Annotated in this window: 19 protein-coding genes; 14 read left to right on the forward strand and 5 right to left on the reverse strand. The window is 44.2% G+C overall.

Annotation, left to right across the window (positions count from 1 at the left end):
* The 6 genes from ASU35_RS10925 to ligA all read left to right on the forward strand — a co-directional run.
* Window positions 1–584 (forward strand): type II secretion system protein (locus ASU35_RS10925; RefSeq protein ID WP_083504259.1); only part of this gene is annotated, 584 nt, incomplete at its 5' end.
* On the forward strand, window positions 574–1,158 hold the full coding sequence (locus tag ASU35_RS10930; protein WP_083504260.1) for a PilW family protein: 585 nt from the start codon (window positions 574–576) through the stop codon (window positions 1,156–1,158). The genes ASU35_RS10925 and ASU35_RS10930, both read left to right, overlap by 11 nt.
* Window positions 1,159–1,174: 16 nt before the next feature.
* Window positions 1,175–5,875, forward strand: coding sequence for a DUF5057 domain-containing protein (locus ASU35_RS10935; protein ID WP_058353056.1), 4,701 nt, complete (start codon window positions 1,175–1,177; stop codon window positions 5,873–5,875).
* A 133-nt stretch (window positions 5,876–6,008) separates the two neighbouring features.
* Window positions 6,009–6,659, forward strand: a complete 651-nt coding sequence (locus ASU35_RS10940; protein ID WP_058353057.1) for a hypothetical protein — start codon at window positions 6,009–6,011, stop codon at window positions 6,657–6,659.
* 186 nt (window positions 6,660–6,845) lie between these two features.
* Window positions 6,846–7,619, forward strand: a complete 774-nt coding sequence (locus ASU35_RS10950; RefSeq protein ID WP_058353059.1) for a pseudouridine synthase — start codon at window positions 6,846–6,848, stop codon at window positions 7,617–7,619.
* A complete protein-coding gene (ligA, locus tag ASU35_RS10955) occupies window positions 7,561–9,525 on the forward strand; it encodes an NAD-dependent DNA ligase LigA (protein ID WP_058353060.1) in 1,965 nt (654 codons plus the stop codon). The genes ASU35_RS10950 and ligA overlap by 59 nt, the downstream gene beginning before the upstream one ends.
* On the opposite strand, the gene metA is transcribed toward ligA, so the two are convergent.
* Complete coding sequence (metA, locus tag ASU35_RS10960) at window positions 9,520–10,425, reverse strand: homoserine O-acetyltransferase MetA (protein WP_058353061.1); 906 nt, start codon at window positions 10,423–10,425, stop codon at window positions 9,520–9,522. The genes ligA and metA overlap by 6 nt on opposite strands.
* 90 nt (window positions 10,426–10,515) lie before the next feature.
* On the opposite strand from metA, the gene ASU35_RS10965 reads away from it, so the two are divergent.
* Entirely contained in the window at window positions 10,516–11,349 is an 834-nt protein-coding gene (locus ASU35_RS10965) for a deoxyribonuclease IV (protein ID WP_058353062.1), read from the forward strand.
* Window positions 11,350–11,353: 4 nt separating this feature from the next.
* Window positions 11,354–12,079: a DNA alkylation repair protein gene (locus tag ASU35_RS10970; RefSeq protein ID WP_058353063.1), complete on the forward strand. Its 726-nt coding sequence runs from the start codon at window positions 11,354–11,356 to the stop codon at window positions 12,077–12,079.
* Between the two features lie 25 nt (window positions 12,080–12,104).
* Here ASU35_RS10970 and arcC read toward each other — a convergent pair whose 3' ends face one another.
* The gene (gene arcC, locus ASU35_RS10975; RefSeq protein WP_058353064.1) at window positions 12,105–13,022 is read right to left on the reverse strand and encodes a carbamate kinase; all 918 of its coding nucleotides are present in this window, start codon (window positions 13,020–13,022) and stop codon (window positions 12,105–12,107) included.
* A gap of 203 nt (window positions 13,023–13,225) precedes the next feature.
* On the opposite strand from arcC, the gene ASU35_RS10980 reads away from it, so the two are divergent.
* The 4 genes from ASU35_RS10980 (at window position 13,226) to ASU35_RS10995 (ending at window position 15,206) form a co-directional block, all read left to right on the forward strand.
* On the forward strand, window positions 13,226–13,771 hold the full coding sequence (locus ASU35_RS10980) for an ECF transporter S component (RefSeq protein ID WP_058353065.1): 546 nt from the start codon (window positions 13,226–13,228) through the stop codon (window positions 13,769–13,771).
* Complete coding sequence (locus ASU35_RS10985) at window positions 13,768–14,343, forward strand: uridine kinase family protein (protein WP_242861265.1); 576 nt, start codon at window positions 13,768–13,770, stop codon at window positions 14,341–14,343. Before ASU35_RS10980 ends, ASU35_RS10985 begins: the two co-directional genes overlap by 4 nt.
* A gap of 60 nt (window positions 14,344–14,403) precedes the next feature.
* Window positions 14,404–14,556, forward strand: coding sequence for a helix-turn-helix domain-containing protein (locus ASU35_RS10990; protein ID WP_058353066.1), 153 nt, complete (start codon window positions 14,404–14,406; stop codon window positions 14,554–14,556).
* A 239-nt stretch (window positions 14,557–14,795) separates the two neighbouring features.
* A complete protein-coding gene (locus ASU35_RS10995; protein ID WP_002334817.1) occupies window positions 14,796–15,206 on the forward strand; it encodes a hypothetical protein in 411 nt (136 codons plus the stop codon).
* Here the strand turns inward: ASU35_RS10995 and ASU35_RS11000 are convergent.
* The 3 genes from ASU35_RS11000 to ASU35_RS11010 all read right to left on the reverse strand — a co-directional run bounded on the left by ASU35_RS11000 (window position 15,155) and on the right by ASU35_RS11010 (window position 17,574).
* Window positions 15,155–16,021: an aminoglycoside 6-adenylyltransferase AadE gene (locus tag ASU35_RS11000; protein ID WP_001255868.1), complete on the reverse strand. Its 867-nt coding sequence runs from the start codon at window positions 16,019–16,021 to the stop codon at window positions 15,155–15,157. The two genes, ASU35_RS10995 and ASU35_RS11000, sit on opposite strands and share 52 nt — an antisense overlap.
* Window positions 16,022–16,196: 175 nt before the next feature.
* Complete coding sequence (locus ASU35_RS11005) at window positions 16,197–16,742, reverse strand: P-loop nucleotide/nucleoside kinase family protein (protein WP_001071501.1); 546 nt, start codon at window positions 16,740–16,742, stop codon at window positions 16,197–16,199.
* Between the two features lie 28 nt (window positions 16,743–16,770).
* On the reverse strand, window positions 16,771–17,574 hold the full coding sequence (locus ASU35_RS11010) for a helix-turn-helix domain-containing protein (RefSeq protein WP_002334816.1): 804 nt from the start codon (window positions 17,572–17,574) through the stop codon (window positions 16,771–16,773).
* Window positions 17,575–17,912: 338 nt separating this feature from the next.
* Here ASU35_RS11010 and ASU35_RS11015 point away from each other — a divergent pair, with 338 nt between their 5' ends.
* On the forward strand, window positions 17,913–18,326 hold the full coding sequence (locus tag ASU35_RS11015; RefSeq protein ID WP_002588751.1) for a cysteine-rich VLP domain-containing protein: 414 nt from the start codon (window positions 17,913–17,915) through the stop codon (window positions 18,324–18,326).
* Between the two features lie 111 nt (window positions 18,327–18,437).
* Complete coding sequence (locus tag ASU35_RS11020) at window positions 18,438–18,833, forward strand: replication initiator protein A (protein ID WP_002588752.1); 396 nt, start codon at window positions 18,438–18,440, stop codon at window positions 18,831–18,833.
* Window positions 18,834–18,923 lie beyond the last annotated feature (90 nt).

The following is an 18,923-nucleotide window of genomic DNA, read 5'->3' on the forward strand; positions in this document are numbered from 1 at the left end:
GTGAACTGTTGTTCTTTTATTACTTTTCCAAAATCGGAATTTCCTATAATGTAAAAAAAGAAAACCGGGGCTTTTCCCTGGTAGAGGTGATTCTTGCTATTGCTATGCTGGCTCTTCTTTCCGGGATTACCATCCGTACCATTGGCTATATGTACTATGGAAATGCTAAAAAATGTGCAGCCAGGCTGGAGTCCCTGTTGGACCGTATGCAGGCGGAAACCATGGGAAAGGGTAAAGGGAAGTATTTGTATTTATTCCAGGCCGAGGATGGGCTTAGGATGGTTGCCAGTGCTGATAAAGAACTGACGCGGGACTATCTGAATACTGCGGAGAGTACCTTACTGGGAGGCAATGGGATAACCTTGACCATAGGCGGTATGCGTAGAAAAGAAAATGGCAGTATTGTAACCAGTCGGGAGCAGATTCGGCTGACGGAGAGTAATTTTTTGAGAATTGGCTTTAAGAAAAGCACGGGAGCCTTTCAGGAGGACTCCTATTGCGAAACCATTACTCTCCAGAATAAAGGAAGAAGCAGTATGGTTCTGCATCTGGTAGAAAGAACGGGGAAGCATTATGTGGAATAGAATAAGAAGGAAAATGAGAAGTGACAGCCGTGGTTTTACGTTGATTGAGCTTATCCTTGCTGTTGCCATTGCCGGAATTCTAATCGGTGCCATTACTTTTTTTCTGATGATGGGTTCTAGGGCCTATGAAACGGCGAAAAACGAAATTGATCTGCAGGCAGAGGCTCAGATTGTAATGAACCAGCTAAGGGATCGGATTTTGGAAAGTAATTGCATGGATGCCTATGCTGCTACAAGCAACCAGTTTACCCTATATTATATTGAGGAAAATCCAAAAGCAACTGAGGAGAAAGACAAACAAAGGATAACGAGAAAGGAAGTTTTCTGGTTGGATACGGCTGAGAAAAAGCTGTATTATCGAGAGCTGAAGGATGATGACATTGAAATTAACGGCAATTTATTCCCAGAAGGGGGTAGGGAGCAATATCTCCTGGCAGAATATGTAAAATCTATGAATATACAGCAGAAAAAGGCTATGGTGGAGATATCCCTGGTTCTTGAGGACGGAAGTCGACAGTACACCCTGGAGAACAGCATTAAGCTTCGTAACCGTCTTTTAACGAAGCCAGCATAGGAAAGGAGGATTTACAGTGAGAAAACAATGGAAACGTTGGATTGGTGCAGGTACAGCAGGCCTTGTTTTACTAACGGGATTCCTGACACTACAAAGATATCAGGCTTTTGCCAGACCCGGTCTCATGGCAGAGGTGGCAGGGGAGGCAATTCCTACAGCAGCTGCCGGGGTTGGAGAGACCATACAAAAGGACAGAACAAAGCCTTTGGGAAGTAATGAGAATCCTTTTCTCATTCTGGAGATCCTTCCTGATGAAAGCTTTGCAGAGCTTGGATACCTGATTGCAGGCTGTGAACCGGTGGACATGGAGCGATTGTCCTATTATCAGGAAATGAAGACAGTTGCCGAGGCTACAGGAATAAAGGCCGAGGAAAAGGAGTATTATTACTTTGGTGAGGAAAAGGAATACAAGGATGCAAAGAAGGTAGCAGAAGAAGCTAAGCGAAATTTTCTAAAATCTTTAGGAGAACCTACAGAAGTAAAGGACAAGCAAGAGGTCTATGGCTATTATGTAAAGGGAGAGAAAAATACGGGAGCCTTTGCATTAAAAACACCGGTTTCTACTGATAACGATGCGAGCAGTGATGGCACAGCTGCGGGAGCTGATGCAGAGGCTCTAACAACTCCAGCTCCGGAAATAAGTGCTCCAGAAGCAACTACTTCAGAAGCTGCTGCTCCAGCAACATCTGCTCCGGAAACAGAGAAAACGGTAAAAGAGCAGGCAAGGGCAGTGATAACATGGGTAGGAGAAGGAAAGGGAGATATTTCCTGGCATACCCTGAGCTTGGATAAGCCTGCTGTCGTAGAGAGCTCTGAGATAAAATTAGACAAGATTGGAGATACCTATTATACAATAAGAGAGGCAGGAGCAGAGAATAATAAGCTGTACTGCTTTAAAAAGTATAGTTATGAAAATAGGAGTCCTTTTTTGACCGATGCCTTACAGCTGGGTGATGAGGCACGAAAGGATTTCCGTATTCAGGTGAAAACAGTTACACCAGAAATACTGAATGCAGACCTTACAAAGAATGCCAGTGATAATTTGGTTCAAAAGGCCGATTTGATTTCCATTTCCCCAGGGAGTCATCTGGATAAGTTGCCATCGATTTGGCAGGAGATGAAGGATAAGCGAGGAACTACTGCAATAGGCTTTGAAAATCATGATCTGAGCTGGGAGGTTGTTCTGGCTATTTATGAAAGAGTACTGGCGGTGAAGGATTATGCCGCTCTATTTATCGATGAGGAAGCCTTTGACACAAATAAGTTAAATAATAGAAAACAGCAGATAAGCTATAAGCAGCTGGATTGGAATGGCAAGGCAACTACCTATACAGTGCAGGAAACTGCCTATTCCAATAATGTGTATAAGCTGGGTGTGATGCTTCGCAGTATGAATCCACAGCTCTTTTACAATCTGTATCTGCGGGGATATGCAGAGAATGGAAATCAGCCGCTGATTGATAAAAAGACAGGTAGGCTTAGCACCTTGCAGGTGGCACAGGCAGATTCTGGCTATTGGGCACCAAAGGCCTTTTTACCATCAAAGGAGGATGGAGCAAAAGCAGAGCAGTGGACATGGAATGACTCTACCCGCTACAATCAGGATTTAAATAATTGGAATAATATAACAGACCGCTGTTATATCTATGATAAGGATGAGAGCTGCTTTAGCCCTGCGAAAGAAATAAAAGAAAGCGATTATAATAAAAAGCTCTGTCAGTGGCTTAAGGGAAAAGGAAATGGAAAGCTAGAGGCTTCTCCACTAAAGACCTTAGCCTATGCACTGGAGGATAAGCTTCAGGGAAGGAGTAAAAACAGCTTTAAGTCGGCGATTAATATTTTAGAGATTCAACCATGCAACAGCTTTTCCTTGAGTGCCAGACGCTTTTACTTTACAATCCCGGACTTTACTGGTAGTATCTATGTAACGAAGCAGACCTCCGTAGAATTTCTGGGAAAGACAGAGGATTTAAACAGTCTTTATGATATGGTCTACATTGGCACGAATTCAGCTGCTTTGAAAGATGATATAACAGGTGATAGTACCTGTGTTTATCGACATACGGGAAGTCAGGTTAAGATAGATGAGTCCTACAGACAGAGCGTCAAGCGTCTTAGGGGAAGCTTTGGAAATACAGATGTGATAGATACCTATTATTTTTCAGGGAATGATATTACCAAAATCAAAAAAGAGGAGCTTCTTGCCTTTGCAAAGGCAGGCTATCCGATTCTTTTTGAGGATAGCTTCTTTAAAAATAGCAGTGAGGAAATCAATAAGGAGAAGATAGACTCAGCTTCCAATATTTACGCTTTGGCAGATAGGATTGCAACGACTATGAAGGAGTCTTTATATCGGGAAGGAAAAATGTCAGAGGAAACCCTGGCAAAATTTAAGACTGCACTGACAATGAAGCATTGTACGTTAGTTTTAGATTCTGATACACCAGTCCGTTATCGGGATAGAAGCTATACAACTGCAAATAAAGAAACGCCATATAAAAATCTAAAGGATGAAGATATATACATCAATGGAAAGGATTTGAAGAATCTTCAGATGACCTTCCGGTTCCGAATCGAAGACAACAATGCCAATAGTAACATTTTATATGGAGTAGGCCTGTATATTGATACCAATGCAGACGGACGCCATGTAAGCCACGAGGAACAGAATGTGGCCGTATATGAGGTAGAAACGAAGAAGCAGGTAAAAAACAACCAGCTGAAGGCAGATACGAAGTATGAGCTAAAATGCACCATTGATGATTATGTGGGTGTACTACCGTGGAAGCTGGAGGTATTCCGCAAGGATAACAGGGAAATCCGGGATACGGAGCTTGGTATGTCGGCCATCAAAATACATGAGGACAAAAATAACGATAAGAAGATTGATAAAAATGACAAAACGCTGCTGAATGTATTGCAGATTGTTCCGGAAAATGCAACGGTACTGTTACCAACGGATGAAGAGAGAAAGAAGTATCTTGGTTATGTGAATATAAATGAGAAACTTCAAGCACAATATCGTTTTTATGAGAAAATCAAAGATTTAGAGGAATTTGATGTTCATTTCACAAGAAATACAGTTCAGGAGTTTAAAAATAACATAGCGAAGTCTAAAAACTATATTGAAGATAATAAATTTAATATGCTGATCCTGGGCTTTGCAGATATGTATACGGATATTTCAGATTCAGCTTCTCTGGAGGCCATTGAGGAAGCCATTGAGCAGGGGCTCAGCGTTCTCTTTACCCATGATACTACCAGCTTTGTAAATCTGTCTAAGGATCAATATGAGAGAAGTACTGGTCAGAAGGACTTCTGGGGCTACCATATCAATAAATATTTCCGGGATATGGTAGGTATGGATCGCTATGGAGTGACCTTACAATACCCGGCCAGTGGTGAATGGATGTCTCCTGCACAGGTGAAGTCGCTGGGAAAGGACCTGCCTTACAAGACAGGAGGAACACAGAAAGATACAGATGTTTGTAAAGTAGTTGGGTTTAAGGATAAGCTGGATGCCGGAGCTAAACCAAAGGTTGTAAATGTATGCAATGGTGGTCATTATGAGATAACAGCGAAGGGACACAAATGGAAATGCGATGTAGCTTGGTGGGATTCTAAACATTGGGGACACAGCCAGAGCAGAGAACAAAGCCATGTTGAGGCTTCTGGTGGACAGATTACGAAGTGGCCAACAGAAACGGAGAAAGGAGCTCGAACCTACTACTGCAGAGTATGCGGTTATGCAATGAGAACAGAGCCTATCCCAAGGCTGTCCCAAAAGGAGGAAGCACCGGCAGCCCAGGGTTATACCAATATCCTTTTGTATAACTATAGTAAGAGTACAGGAGATAAGATAACCCAGAAGGTGACCCAGACCAATACGGGGCAGATTACCGAATACCCATATAAGATTGATGAAAGCTTTCAGGTAGCACCTACTCACTTCCAGTATTATCAGTTGGATATGGAGGCAGATGATATTGTAGTATGGTACTGCCTGTCGGATGATAAGAATGGGGAGAATCCATGGGATTACAGCTATCTGCCAAACGATGCCAGAAATAATTATTATATTTACAATCGTGGTAATATAACCTATTCTGGTGTAGGACATAATGGAAAGCTGACAGATACCGAGGTTAAGCTTTTTGTAAACACCATGATTGCTGCTTATAATGCATCGGCAGTCCGCCCGAGAATCCAGGTGACCAACGAGGATAAGGTGTCTATAGGAAAGGCTGAGGCCATGTACATCAGCTATGATTATGAAGATAAGGGGCTAAGTCTGGATGACTTCTTGCAAAAGGAGCTGGATATTTCCTATAAGGTCATTGAAAACAATGTTCTTTCTCGTAAGAACCTGACGATACAGTACTATCTGCTGGGAAAACAGGTGAATGGAGGGTACCGGTTTGCCAAAGAAGAGGATGTACTGAATATGAACTATGGAACGGTAGAGCGTACACCCCTTTCTTTAAAGACTGTAGAGGTAGGCGGTGGAGGTACGAATTTAATGGTTGGTACAAAAGCTCACATCCAGGGGAATAGAGAATACTCCTTCCATTACAGCCTGGAAAAGTTATTCGAAAACCATTCCTATATTCCATTGGAGATAGAGCTTACGCTGACCTACGGAAAGAAGCAGGATAAAGTAATTACAGTAAAACAGCCGGTTATTCTTTATCGACGTGCTCTATTTAACCTGGATTAGGATGCCGTGCACTTTTTCCTTAGGGTGCCATGTGAAATTCACATGGCACCTTTTACTTGCTTTTTAGGTCAATTTCTGATATGATAAGGTGATTTGATTTATTGGAAAGATTACTTGAAAGAAGGACATTAGGATGAAATTTAAATATAAAAAAGCAGTAGTTCTGGTTTCTATGGGAACGATGTTTATTGGACTTGTAGCTTTTTCTATGGGAGCCGGGGGTTCCAGAGTGTCAAAGGAGATAAACGTTACAGGGACAGCAGTGCCAGCGGTACAGACGACAGAACCGGAATACGGTTTAAATAAATCAACGGATGAAAAGATAAATCTTTTGGTTCAGGACTATTTTAAGGCCAGTGTGGCAAAGGATATGGACTCTCTGGCAGATTTGGTGACGAATATTGAATATGTAAATGAAAAACAGCTGGAGGTAAAATATCAATATGTGGAAGATGTGAAAAATATAGAATGCTATGTGATGGATGGACCAGAGACTGGAACCTATTTGGCTTATGTATACAGTGAACTGAAGCTGAAGGATATTGATACGCTGGCACCGGGACTCAGCCGCTTTTATATTGTAACCGGAGAGGATGGAGCATTAAGAGTATTCTTCGGTGCGGATTCTTCCATCGAGGAGTTTATTGAGAGGATAGATAGATCCAGCGAAGTCAGAGAGCTGGCAGCGAAAGTGCATACCCGCCTGGAAGAGGCCTTGAGCAGCGATGAGAAGCTACAGGAGTTTAATAAAAAGCTGACAGAAAAGAGTAGTAAATCAAATTAAGGCAAGGGAGAAAACTGCCGCAGGACTTGTGGCAGTTTTTTATTCGATAGGAAAGTGCGTCCTATCGAATAAAAAACGCTCCGCTAAGGATCCCACTGCGGCGGCGTGGAAGATGTCGCTTTCGCGACCCGCCGCAGGCGGAGAGTTTGCTTTACAAACTCTTTGTTATTCGATAGGAGAGAAGGTATGGAAGAAATTCGAATTAATAAATATTTAAGTGAGGCAGGGGTCTGTTCCAGAAGAGAGGCAGACCGTCTGCTAGAGGCTGGCGGAATTACCGTTGATGGAGTGCGGGCTGTGACTGGACAGAAGGTGACTGGAAGGGAATGTATCTGTGTCAATGGAAAAGTGGTGGAGCCAGAGACAGAGGAGATTTTAATTGCTTTTCACAAGCCGAAGGGAGTTGTATGTACAACCAGCAAAAAGGATAGGGACAATATTGTAGATTATATTAACTATGGAAAGCGGATTTACCCGGTAGGACGCTTGGATAAGGATTCAGAAGGGTTAATTCTTTTGACAAACCAGGGAGAGCTGTCGGATAAGCTTTTAAGGGGCAGCAATGCTCATGAAAAGGAGTATCTGGTAACGGTAAATAAACGGATTACAAAGGAATTTTTACAGGGTATGGCTGGTGGCGTGCCAATTCTTGACCGGGTAACAAGGCCATGCAAGGTGACGCCTCTGGATGATTATACCTTTAAAATCATACTGACCCAGGGCTGGAACCGGCAGATTCGCCGGATGTGTGAATATTTTGATTACCGGGTGAGAAGACTGATACGGATTCGTATTATGAATATCGAATTAGGAGATTTAAAGGAGGGCACCTATCGGAAGCTTACTAAAGAGGAAAAACGGGTGCTGTTAGAAAAGCTGGAGAAAGGACAGGGAAAAGAAAATGGCAGAAAATACAACAAAAATCGCACGAATGAAGGAGCTGGCCGGGCTTCTCGATAAGGCTGCAAAGGCATATTATCAGGATGCCAGCGAAATCATGAGTAATTTTGAGTATGACAGGCTGTATGATGAGCTGACAGCACTGGAAAAAGAGACAAAAGTTGTGCTGGCAGGAAGCCCTACAGTAAAGGTCGGCTATGAGGTTTTAAGTGAGCTTCCAAAGGAGCGTCATGAGTCGCCGATGCTTTCTCTTGACAAGACAAAGGAAAGAGAGGCTTTGCGTGACTGGCTGGGAGAGCAAAGGGGTGTGCTCTCCTGGAAGCTGGATGGACTTACGATTGTACTTACCTATGAGGGAGGAGAGCTTGTAAAAGCAGTTACCCGCGGTAACGGTGAGATTGGTGAGGTTATCACAAATAATGCAAGAGTATTCAAAAATGTGCCTCATCACATCAGCTTTCAGGGGAATCTGGTTCTTCGTGGAGAGGCGGTTATTAAGTATTCGGATTTTGAAAAAATCAATCAGGAGATTTCAGATGTAGAAAGCCGTTATAAGAATCCAAGGAATCTTTGCAGTGGTTCGGTGCGGCAGCTGAATAATGAAATTACAGCAAAGCGAAATGTACATTTCTTTGCCTTTTCTTTAGTATCGGCAGAAGGAGTTGATTTTAAAAATTCTCATGAGGAGCAAAGAAGCTGGCTTACTTCCATGGGCTTTGATGTCGTTGAAGGAAGGCTTGTGGATAAGGAAAATATTTTAGATACGATACAGTGGTTTGCGGATAAGATTGAAACCAATGACTTTCCGTCCGATGGTCTGGTGCTTATCTATGATGATATTGCATATGGAAGCTCGTTGGGAAGAACAGCGAAGTTCCCCAGGGATTCCATTGCCTTTAAATGGGCAGATGAAATAAGAGAAACTAAGCTTTTAGAGGTGGAGTGGAGTGCTTCCCGTACCGGACTTATCAATCCAGTGGCTATTTTTGAGCCGGTAGAGTTAGAGGGCACGACAGTAAGCCGTGCCAGCCTTCACAATATCAGTATTATGGAAGGCCTTGAACTGGGGCTGGGAGATAGGATTACCGTATATAAGGCAAATATGATTATTCCGCAGCTGGCGGATAATCTGACCAGAAGTGGTATGATGGCAGTGCCGGATACCTGCCCTGTCTGCGGCGGCAAGGCACGGGTGAAGGATGAAAACGGTGTAAAGGTTCTGGTCTGTCCAAACGAAAAGTGTCTGGCAAAGCAGATTAAGTCCCTGACCCATTTTGTCAGCCGGGATGCTATGAATATGGACGGTCTTTCCGAAGCAACTATAGAGAAGCTGCTTGGCCGTGGTATGCTTAAGGAGCTGGCGGATTTTTACCATCTTAAGCAGTATGAGGAAGAAATTGCTGCTATGGAGGGCTTTGGAGAAAAATCCTGTCAGAACCTTCTGGATTCTGTGGAAAAGAGCCGGACAACCAGCCTTGCAAGATTTATCTACAGTCTGGGAATACCAAATATTGGACTTTCCAATGCAAAGCTTATCTGTCGGGAGTTTAAAAATGATTTTGAAAAAATCCGTCACGCAGATGCAGAGGAGCTGACACAGATTCCGGGAGTCGGCAGAGTAATCGCCCAGACCTTTGTGGACTTTTTTGCCGATGAGGAAAATAGAAGAATTGTAGAGGACCTTTTAAAGGAAATTACCTTTATCACAGAGGAAGAAAATAACAAGGAACAGACGATGGAGGGGCTTGTATTTGTTATTACCGGATCGGTAGAGCATTTTGCCAACCGTAACGAGATGAAGGCGGCCATTGAGGAAAGAGGCGGAAAGGTGACCGGCTCTGTAACCTCAAAGACCAGCTATCTCATTAACAATGACAAGATGTCCTCCAGCTCCAAGAATAAAAAGGCAAAGGAACTGGAAATCCCGATTATTACGGAAGAGGAATTTATGGAGCGGTTTTTATAATATGTAAGGCGTAACCTGATAGACGTAATAATTTAGCCAATTGGAGTAAATGGTATTGGAATGACCTCGCCAACGCATCAGAGGCTTTTTCTCCGGGTTATCATCCGGATAGTAGTTTTTTGGAAGCTCAATTGGAAGCCCCTTATCTAAATCCCGATGGTATTCTTTATCCAGGGTCATGCGGTCGTATTCCGGGTGACCAAACATAAAGAATTGACTGCCGGAAGCCTCCATAGCAAGGAAAACACCGGCCTCGGGTGAGTCTGCCATAATGGTAATGCCCGGAAGCTTTTCAATATCTTTGGAAGCTACCGTGGTATGGCGGGAGTGTGGGGCAAAAAATACATCGTCAAAGCCCCGGACAATCGGAACACGGCGGTGATGTACCTGATGCTCGTAGACGCCGAACAGCTTTTTGTCCAGCAGGTGCTTTTTAACTCCATAGTGATAGTAAAGACCGGCCTGGGCTCCCCAGCAGATATGGAGAGTCGAGGTCACATGGGTTTTGGACCATTCCATAATCTGTGTCAGCTCCTGCCAGTAGGCGACCTCTTCAAAGTCCATCTGTTCAACGGGAGCACCTGTGATAATCAGACCATCAAATTTAAGCTCTTTGATATCCTTAAAGGTCTGGTAAAATTTGTCCAGATGGCTGGTGACAGTATTTTTTCCGATATAAGAGGCAGTGGATAAAAAGGTAACATCTACCTGCAAAGGCGTGTTAGAAAGACAGCGAAGCAGCTGGACTTCAGTATCCTCCTTTAGTGGCATCAGATTTAAAATGGCAATTTGTAAGGGGCGGATATCCTGGGAAATAGCCCGGTTTTCATCCATCATGAATATATTTTCCTCCTCCAGGATTTTTTTTGCTGGAAGAGAGTTGTAAACTTTAATTGGCATAGCATCACCTCATGGATTATTCTAAAAATTTATAACTATAGTAACATGAAGAAAAGAAGAAAGCAAGGAAAGGACGGAGGATGAGAAGAAATGTTGACTGTAGGATGTCATATGTCCGTGTCACGCGGATTTGCAGCTATGGGGAAGCAGGCAGTGGAAATAGGAGCAAATACATTGCAGTTTTTTACAAGGAATCCCAGAGGTGGTAAGGCAAGAGCTCTGGATGAGAAAGATATTGCTCATTTTTTAGACATTGCCAGGGAAAATAACTTTGGCCCTTTGGTGGCTCATGCACCGTATACGTTGAATGCCTGCTCGGACAAGCCGGAGGTACTGGACTTTGCTTATCGGGCGATGAAAGAGGATTTGGAACGGATGGAATATCTGCCGGGAAATTACTACAATTTTCATCCGGGCAGCCATGTGGGACAGGGCAGTGAAATCGGCATCCAAAAGATAGCCGGGCTTTTAAACGAGCTTTTGTCAGAGGAACTGAAGACGATGATATTGCTGGAAACTATGGCTGGAAAGGGAAGTGAGGTAGGCAGAAGCTTTGAAGAGCTGGCGGCTATTATTTCCCAGACGAAATGTCAGGAAAGGCTGGGTGTTTGTCTGGATACCTGTCATGTGTTTGATGGAGGCTATGATATAAAGGAAAATCTGGAAACGGTTTTGGAGGAATTTGACCGCATTATTGGACTTAACAGGCTTAAGGCAGTGCATTTAAATGACAGTATGTATGGCTTTAAAAGCCACAAGGACCGACATGCAAGACTAGGCGAGGGACAGCTTGGCTGGAAGGCGATTTTTGAAATTATGAATCATCCAAAGCTTAAGGGACTGCCCTTTTGCCTGGAGACACCGAATGAGCTGCCGGGCTATGCAGAAGAAATTCGTATTTTACGAGAAAACTATAAGGAGTAGGGAAATGGAATTTACAAAAGAAGCAACAAGAAAGCGGCTTCGCAAGCTTTCTGATGAAAAGTACCGGGAATTTCACAGTGGGCTGGTGCCGGGAAAGGACAATATTTTAGGTGTCAGGATACCAAAGCTTCGGGCATTTGCAAAGGAAATCTGCCGGGAGGACTGGAGACTTTGGCTTTCCTTAAATAAAGAGGCTCTGGAGGCTTCAGAGGTTCTTTACGAGGAAATACTTTTACAGGGGCTGGTGATTGCCGGAGGCAGGGATGCTTCCTTTGAGGAGCTGTTGAAAAACATTCGTGAATTTGTACCTTATATTGATAACTGGGCAGTCTGCGACACCTTTTGTGCCAGCTTAAAGCAGACGAAAAAGCATAAAAAAGAGATGTGGGAATTTTTACAGCCATATCTGGAAAGTGACAAGGAGTATTTTATCCGCTTTGGAGTTGTTATGCTTCTGGATTATTATGTGGATAGGGAATACCTGGAGAAGCTTTATGCTGTCTTTGACAGTATCCACCACGAGGGCTATTACGTTAAAATGGCAGTAGCGTGGGCCTTATCTGTCTGCTATGTGAAGTTTCCGAAGGAAACGATGAGATATCTCAAAAATAATAAGGCTTTGGATGATTTTACCTATAATAAGGCAATCCAGAAGACCTGTGAATCCTATCGGGTTGAGCCGGAGGAAAAGGAGAGACTGAAAACAATGAAAAGAAAGTCCGTAGGTTAGCTTTGATACCTACGGACTTTTACAATTATTTATGTATCTTTGTACCTGTCTTGCCCTGTACACCGTCTCTTGCCTTTTCGAGCAGTGTGATAAGAGCGGCGCGGCCTTCCTTGGAGCCTGCAAATTTAACAGCAGCCTGTACCTTAGGAAGCATGGAGCCAGGAGCAAAATGCCCCTCTCCGATATATTTCTCGGCTTCAGAGATAGAGATGTCACTTAACCAGGTTTCGTCTGGCTTGCCGAAGTTGATGGCAACCTTTTCTACTGCGGTCAGGATGATTAAGAAATCAGCATCCAGCTCTTCCGCCAACAGGCAGCTTGCAAAGTCCTTATCAATAACGGCACCAACGCCTTTTAAATGGCCATTTTCATTGACAACAGGAATACCGCCGCCACCGCAGGCGATAACCAGCTGACCCTGCTCCAGTAAGGAGCGGATAGCATCGATTTCGATGATTTCTGCAGGCTTTGGAGAAGCCACGACACGGCGATAGCCACGGCCAGCATCCTCTTTCATAATATAACCAAATTCCTTTGCCTGCTCGTCTGCCTCTTCCTTTGTAAGGAAACGGCCGATTGGTTTGGTTGGATTCTGGAAAGCTGGATCAGCTTCATTTACACGAACCTGGGTAATCATGGTTGCAACGGACATACCCTTGTGACCGCGATTTAAAAGCTCCTCACGCAGAGCATTCTGCAAATCATAGCCGATATAAGCCTGGCTCATGGCAACGCAGACGGATAATGGTGCGTTGGTATCCATGGATTTCTGAATCATGCCGACCTGAGGACCGTTACCATGTACAACAACAACCTCGCAATCCTCTTCAATCAAATCTACAATAGCCTTAGCTGTGGTCTTTACAGCAACCATCTGCTCAGCCAGTGTGTTTCCAAGGGCATTACCGCCTAAGGCGATAACAATTCTTTTTTTCTTGCTCATAACAAGACCTCCTAAATAATTATTTTCCCCTGCTTTAAAAAGCTTAATCTTATCATAACAATAGTGACCGAAAAAATCAATAAAAATCTAAAAATATTTTAGATAATAAAAAATATTTTTAGCAACATTATAGTTGCCAATCCTCTCTCTTATCAGTAGAATAGAAGTAATGCAAATTATGTAAAAAGAAAAGAGGAAAATCTATGAAAAACAGTAAAAGCTATCCGATGATTTTAGCGGGCTTATTTGTGGCCCTTGGTATTGTACTCCCGTCTGCTACAGGAGGAATTCCCTTAATTGGTCAGAAGCTTCTGCCGATGCATCTGCCAGTACTTTTATCCGGCTTTGTATGTGGACCCTTCTGGGGGCTTTTGTGCGGAGCATTGACACCACTTCTTAGAAGTATTTTGTTTGGTATGCCGGTGATGTTTCCGGTAGCTGTTTCCATGGCCTTTGAACTGGCTGCTTATGGTTTTTTAAGCGGACTTCTTTATCATTGGTTTTCAAAAGTCCTTGCAGGAAGGCAGGTTTTTACTATATATGCAGCTTTAGTGGGAGCTATGCTTGGTGGACGTGTGGTTATGGGAATTGCGAATACCATTTTGTATGGTGTTGCTAAGACAGGCTATACCTGGCAGCTTTTTGTTGCAGGAGCCTTTGTAAATGCTCTTCCGGGAATTATTATTCAGCTTATTTTAATCCCTGCTCTTGTACTTACCTTGAAAAAAGCGGAGATAATAAGAGAATGAGAGCAGAAGAGGTAAAAAAAGAGCTGGAGCTTCTTTTTCATAGTCAAGGCGATGCAAAAAAGGAGTGGCTACTGATTGGAATTGATGGTATGTGCTGCAGTGGGAAAACAATGCTGTGCGAAGGGCTTTTAAAAAAATATGATTGCAATGTATTCCATATGGATGACTTCTTTCTGCGGCCAGAGCAGAGGACTGCAGAACGGCTTTCAGAAGTCGGCGGCAACGTTGATTACGAAAGATTTAAGGAAGAGGTATTAAAGCCGCTGCAGCGGCGAGAGACTTTTTCTTACCGTCCCTTTGATTGCAGTACCGGAGGGTTTAAGGAGAAGATAGAGGTTTTCCCTAAAAAATGGAATATTATTGAGGGAGCATACTGTCTTCATCCTTATTTTGGAGGGGCTTATGATTACCGATTTTTTATGGCTATTGAAGAAGAGGAGCAGAAACGCCGGCTACTGAAACGCAGTGGAGCAGAAAAATATCAACGCTTCGTATCTGAATGGATTCCAAAGGAAAATGCGTATTTTCAAGCTTTTAGGGTAGCTTCTATGGAGCGTAGACCAAATCTATGATGCGTCGGTTGTAAAAATCCTCTACATTTCGTAGAATAAGTCTGCAAAGGAGGAAGGACTATGGAACGAAGAGAGGTAAATGCCAAAGCTACCGGAGAGTTTCTGGCGGCACTTAGAAAAAGTAAGGGATATACGCAGGTAGAGGTTGCAGAGCTTTTAGGAGTTACAAATAAAACGGTAAGCAAGTGGGAGCGGGGAGTTTCCCAAAGTTAAAGATACCACATCAATCCCACGCGGACTTTTGCTCAACCGATACAGCCGGAGGGCTGGATAACAAGAAAAGGCGGTATGCGCCCCGTGGAGGGGTAGCGTACCGCCTTTTCTTGTGGGGGTTTCCAAAGGGGGCAACGCCCCCATTTGGCACACGACTTTGCGAAGCAAAGTGTAGTGTGTTATACGCTCTGCCGGCGTTGCCGTGAAAATGCCGTTGCCGCCGGGGAGGGCAAGGGCATTTGAAGCGGCAGGAAAACAGGGCTGTGCTTGCGTGGCGTGGAGCCGCAAGCGCAGGTCTGGACTCATCAGCAGACAGGGCGTATATGAAAGCCCCAGTTCCTCGTCCTACGCTCCAACTTGTGGACAAAGTGTCCCGAAGTTGTGGCCACACTCCCGGAAAAGTAGCAGGACAACGGGCAACCGTCAAGGCTGAAATGAACGGGTTTACACCCGGCCTTGACCTCCGCCCGCTGTCCCGCTGGATGGGTGGACAAGGCGGCCAATCCCTCAAAGTGCTTGGCCGCTCTCTTTCTGATTTTGAGGTATTCAGTTTTTCAAAATTGAATAATCAAAATAAATTTTTTCGATTGAAAAAATTTTATTTGTTATCATCTTCAATGCCATATTTTTTCTTTTGCCGAATCACATAATTACTGATTTTTTCATCATATAGTGGATACTGGTAATCCAACTGGCATGCCACTTCTGACGAAACCTCCCGGAACAATGCCATACATTGTTCAAAGGATTCCCACATATGGGGATAGGAATCCATATTATAAGTGGACATAAGTCGTTCCCACAATTCCTCTGGGACATATTGCTTCATAAATTTATAGTTTTTTCCCAAACTGAAATGAAATCCCTGTTTGATACCAATCAGCCAGGAAATCATGCGAAGCAATTCTTTTCGTACTATATCATTCATATGGTCAATAGCAAAAAGAATTTCTTTGCGGCATAAGCCCTTTACTACATATGTTGTAGTATTCCAAAATTCATTACAGCAATCGTCAAACATTCTTTGAGTAGGCTTCTGCAAGTGGTAGTCTATATCCGTTGGTATTGGCGGCTTTACGATACGGTTGTCTTTATCCAACAGTAACTTTACCAGTTTATCCCATGTAAAATACTCGTCTATCAGTTCCAGCGGCAGCAAAGTTAAATCTATCTTAACATCATCAGTAAACAGCATTAAATATGAAAATCCCTTTTCTACAGCTGGAAATAATTCCATATCTTCCGGCTTTTGCAGAATCAACCTTTCACCAAATATATCTAGCCATTTATCATCACTTGTGAAGCTGTCCATATCCGTAACAAAAAAAGTAATATCAAAATCCTGAAAATCATCAGGCGGAATATTTGTATTTGTTCTAGATCCTTCCAAAGTAACCATGCGAATGCGTTTGTCTGTTTTTGCAAAATTCAAAACAATATCATAAACTTCCTTTTCTGATCTCATTTTTATCTCCTCCAATTATTGAAATAGGTGTGAAGCCATTTTAGGGCTTTCCCGCCTTGATTACCCTTTAGCAAAGACGGGCGGGACTGTCAACGGCGGCGCATGAAATGCGCCGTTCATCTTGACCGTTGACTGGCTCGGCTGGCTTTGCTATCTTCCTGACAAATGGGAATGTCTAAGATAGTAAAGACGTCCCACATGCAACTCTTTCTTTTATTGCGGAAACCGTATCTTTAATTGTGAATGTAGTTGTGTCTATGACATTTGATTCATATACTCCCAAACCGGAAAATTGCTCCCACATTGTTTCCACTAATTCAATATTTGTTTTTCTATCTAATTTTGAGCGTTCCACAGCTCGCTTCATAGTTTCTTTTTTACTCGCTCTTAATACAATATAGTGTACCTCGTAATCTTCTTGGGCAAGAGCTTTCCATGGCTCCAAAAACCATGGCCCGACAATCCCATCTACAATTACATCATATCCGCCACGAGCATATCGCTTTGCAGCTTCTAAAAAGGCTTCAATGACAACCAGATTTTGCTCGTTGGATTCTGGCAAATGTGGTGGTATTGCGCCTTTGCTTAAGTAATGAAAAAAGTCATCGGTGTGCATATGCACTGATTTATCCATATCTGATTCCTTTGCGACAATTGACGCAGTTGTTGTTTTTCCTGTCCCCGGTGAGCCTGTAATCACAATAATTCTTCCTTGATTCATCTGTATTTTCCCTCACAATTCAAATTTATCACTTTGTTCCTGCCTGCTCAATCATCTTCTTCGCAAACTGCTGGAACATTTCAACAGTTTCTTTATCCATCGGTGTAAGCTGTCCGATCTGTCCAGCTATCATCGCCGTTACATCGTCAATGGAAAGTGGTTTTTGTTTCTGTTCCGCCAGTGCGTCCCGCATGGCTTGGAACATAGCGGCGGTCACAGCTTCTCCCGGCTGTTCCCCGTTGTCAATGTCTTTCTTAATGTCCCGCAGGATAGCCAGGAACACATTTTTGATTTTTTCAATCTCCGCTTCATGTTCCCCTATCTTTTGGGCGTTCAAAAGCTGTAAATCCTGCTTCGCTTCTGCCCGGTGTTCCGGGTGTTCTTTCATCAGGTCGGACAGGGAAGCCGTTGCCATCTCGATAAGCTGGTTTCTTGCTGTTATGCCCTTTGCCGCCGTATCCTGAAAATAAATCCGTATCAAATCTATCAGCTTAGGAAAATTCCTGTGTTCCAACAGGCGGTTGAGGATTTGCACATCAACAGCACCCGTCACAAGCCCCCTCACGGCTCCCTCGGACAAGCCTAATTCAGAAATATCGTAGCTTTTACGAACGCTCACGGTAGACAAGCCCAGTATGTAGTCTGTCGATACCTTAAATTCCTTTGCCACACCTATGAGAATATCACTGCTGACCGTTCTTGTTTCGCCGCTGACAATGCGGCTCAACTGGGAAGCGGAAACGCCTATCTTCTCCGCAAGTTCCTTTTGTGTGATGTGGTTCCCGTTGCATAAATCGGAAATCCGCTGTCCGGGCGTTCCGGGTAAAGCCATAGATACGCACCTCCTCCGCATACTTCCATTATACAGAATGATTGCAAAAATGCAATTTCCAAAGTGTAAACTTCATCAAAATGCAATTCTCGCAATATTCCGGGAATTGCATTTTTTTCGTGTAGACTTAGGGTAGTTCATCGATGGACGGCACCTTGAAAACAGAATGACCGTCCGAAAAGGAATACCCCGGCTGGGGAAGCACCGCAAGGAGTCGGACTTCGGGACAAAATGTCCCGAAGTTGCGAGGAGCGTGCCAACGCCGGAACACGCCGCAGGAATGGGGCAGGAAACCTTTTCGGGGAGAACGGCAACGGAAAGCAAAATGGAGGGAACGCATGAGAGATAACCCCTATAAAGACTTGCCGCCGCTGGAACGCAGGCCGGACGGTTCCCTTTACCGCATGACCCCGGCGCAGAGAAAACAGGCGGCCAGCCTGATACGCCGGGAGTGCTGTTGCTGTGAGGACGGCAACTGCATTGTCCTTGACGATGGGGACACCTGCACCTGTCCGCAGACGATTTCTTTCTCGGTCTGCTGTAAGTGGTTCCGCTGGGCGGTCTTGCCGCTGGACGGGACGCTGGAAGCGGAGATTTTCCGGGATAAGGACTTGAAACGCTGTGAGGTCTGCGGCGGTGTGTTCGTCCCCAAATCCAACCGGGCAAAATACTGCCCCGGCTGTGCCGCCAGAGTTCACAGGCGGCAGAAAACAGAAAGTGAACGGAAAAGGAGGTCTGCTGTGGACAGTTAGGAGCGAAAAAAGCCTTGATTTATCAGGCTTCGCAAGCCCCAAACCGGGGCTGGTGGTATAAAGTATCGCCCGCCCCGGAAAACGGGCTTCTAACCGTCCACAAAACGCACTATGACAAATACCATCTATATCCATCAGCCGGAAAAGGCGTTCAGCTTCACCCGGCTCCCGAATTTCCTCTTTGAAGCCCCCACATTCAAGCCCTTGTCCAACGAGGCAAAGGTTCTGTACGCCTTTATCCTGCGCCGGACAGAGTTATCCCGCAAGAATGGGTGGGCGGATGATTGCGGACGGATTTATCTGTACTATCCCATCTGCGAGGTGGTTGACCTGCTCCACTGTGGGCGGCAGAAAGCGGTAAACACCCTGCGGGAACTGCAATACGCCGGGCTGGTGGAGATCCAGAAGCAGGGCTGTGGAAAACCCAACCGCATTTTCCCAAAATCCTATGAAGCGGTTCCAAACACCGACTTCAAGAAATCCGGTTCTGGTACGCCGGAGGGCTGAAAACCGTACTTATGAAGTGAGGAAATCACTCCCCGGAAGTACGAAAACCGGACGGTATATAGAAATACAAAGATTAAAAAGATTTATTTA

Origin of the sequence: Acetivibrio ethanolgignens (genome assembly GCF_001461035.1) — a bacterium.
Taxonomy (GTDB): domain Bacteria; phylum Bacillota; class Clostridia; order Lachnospirales; family Lachnospiraceae; genus Velocimicrobium; species Velocimicrobium ethanolgignens.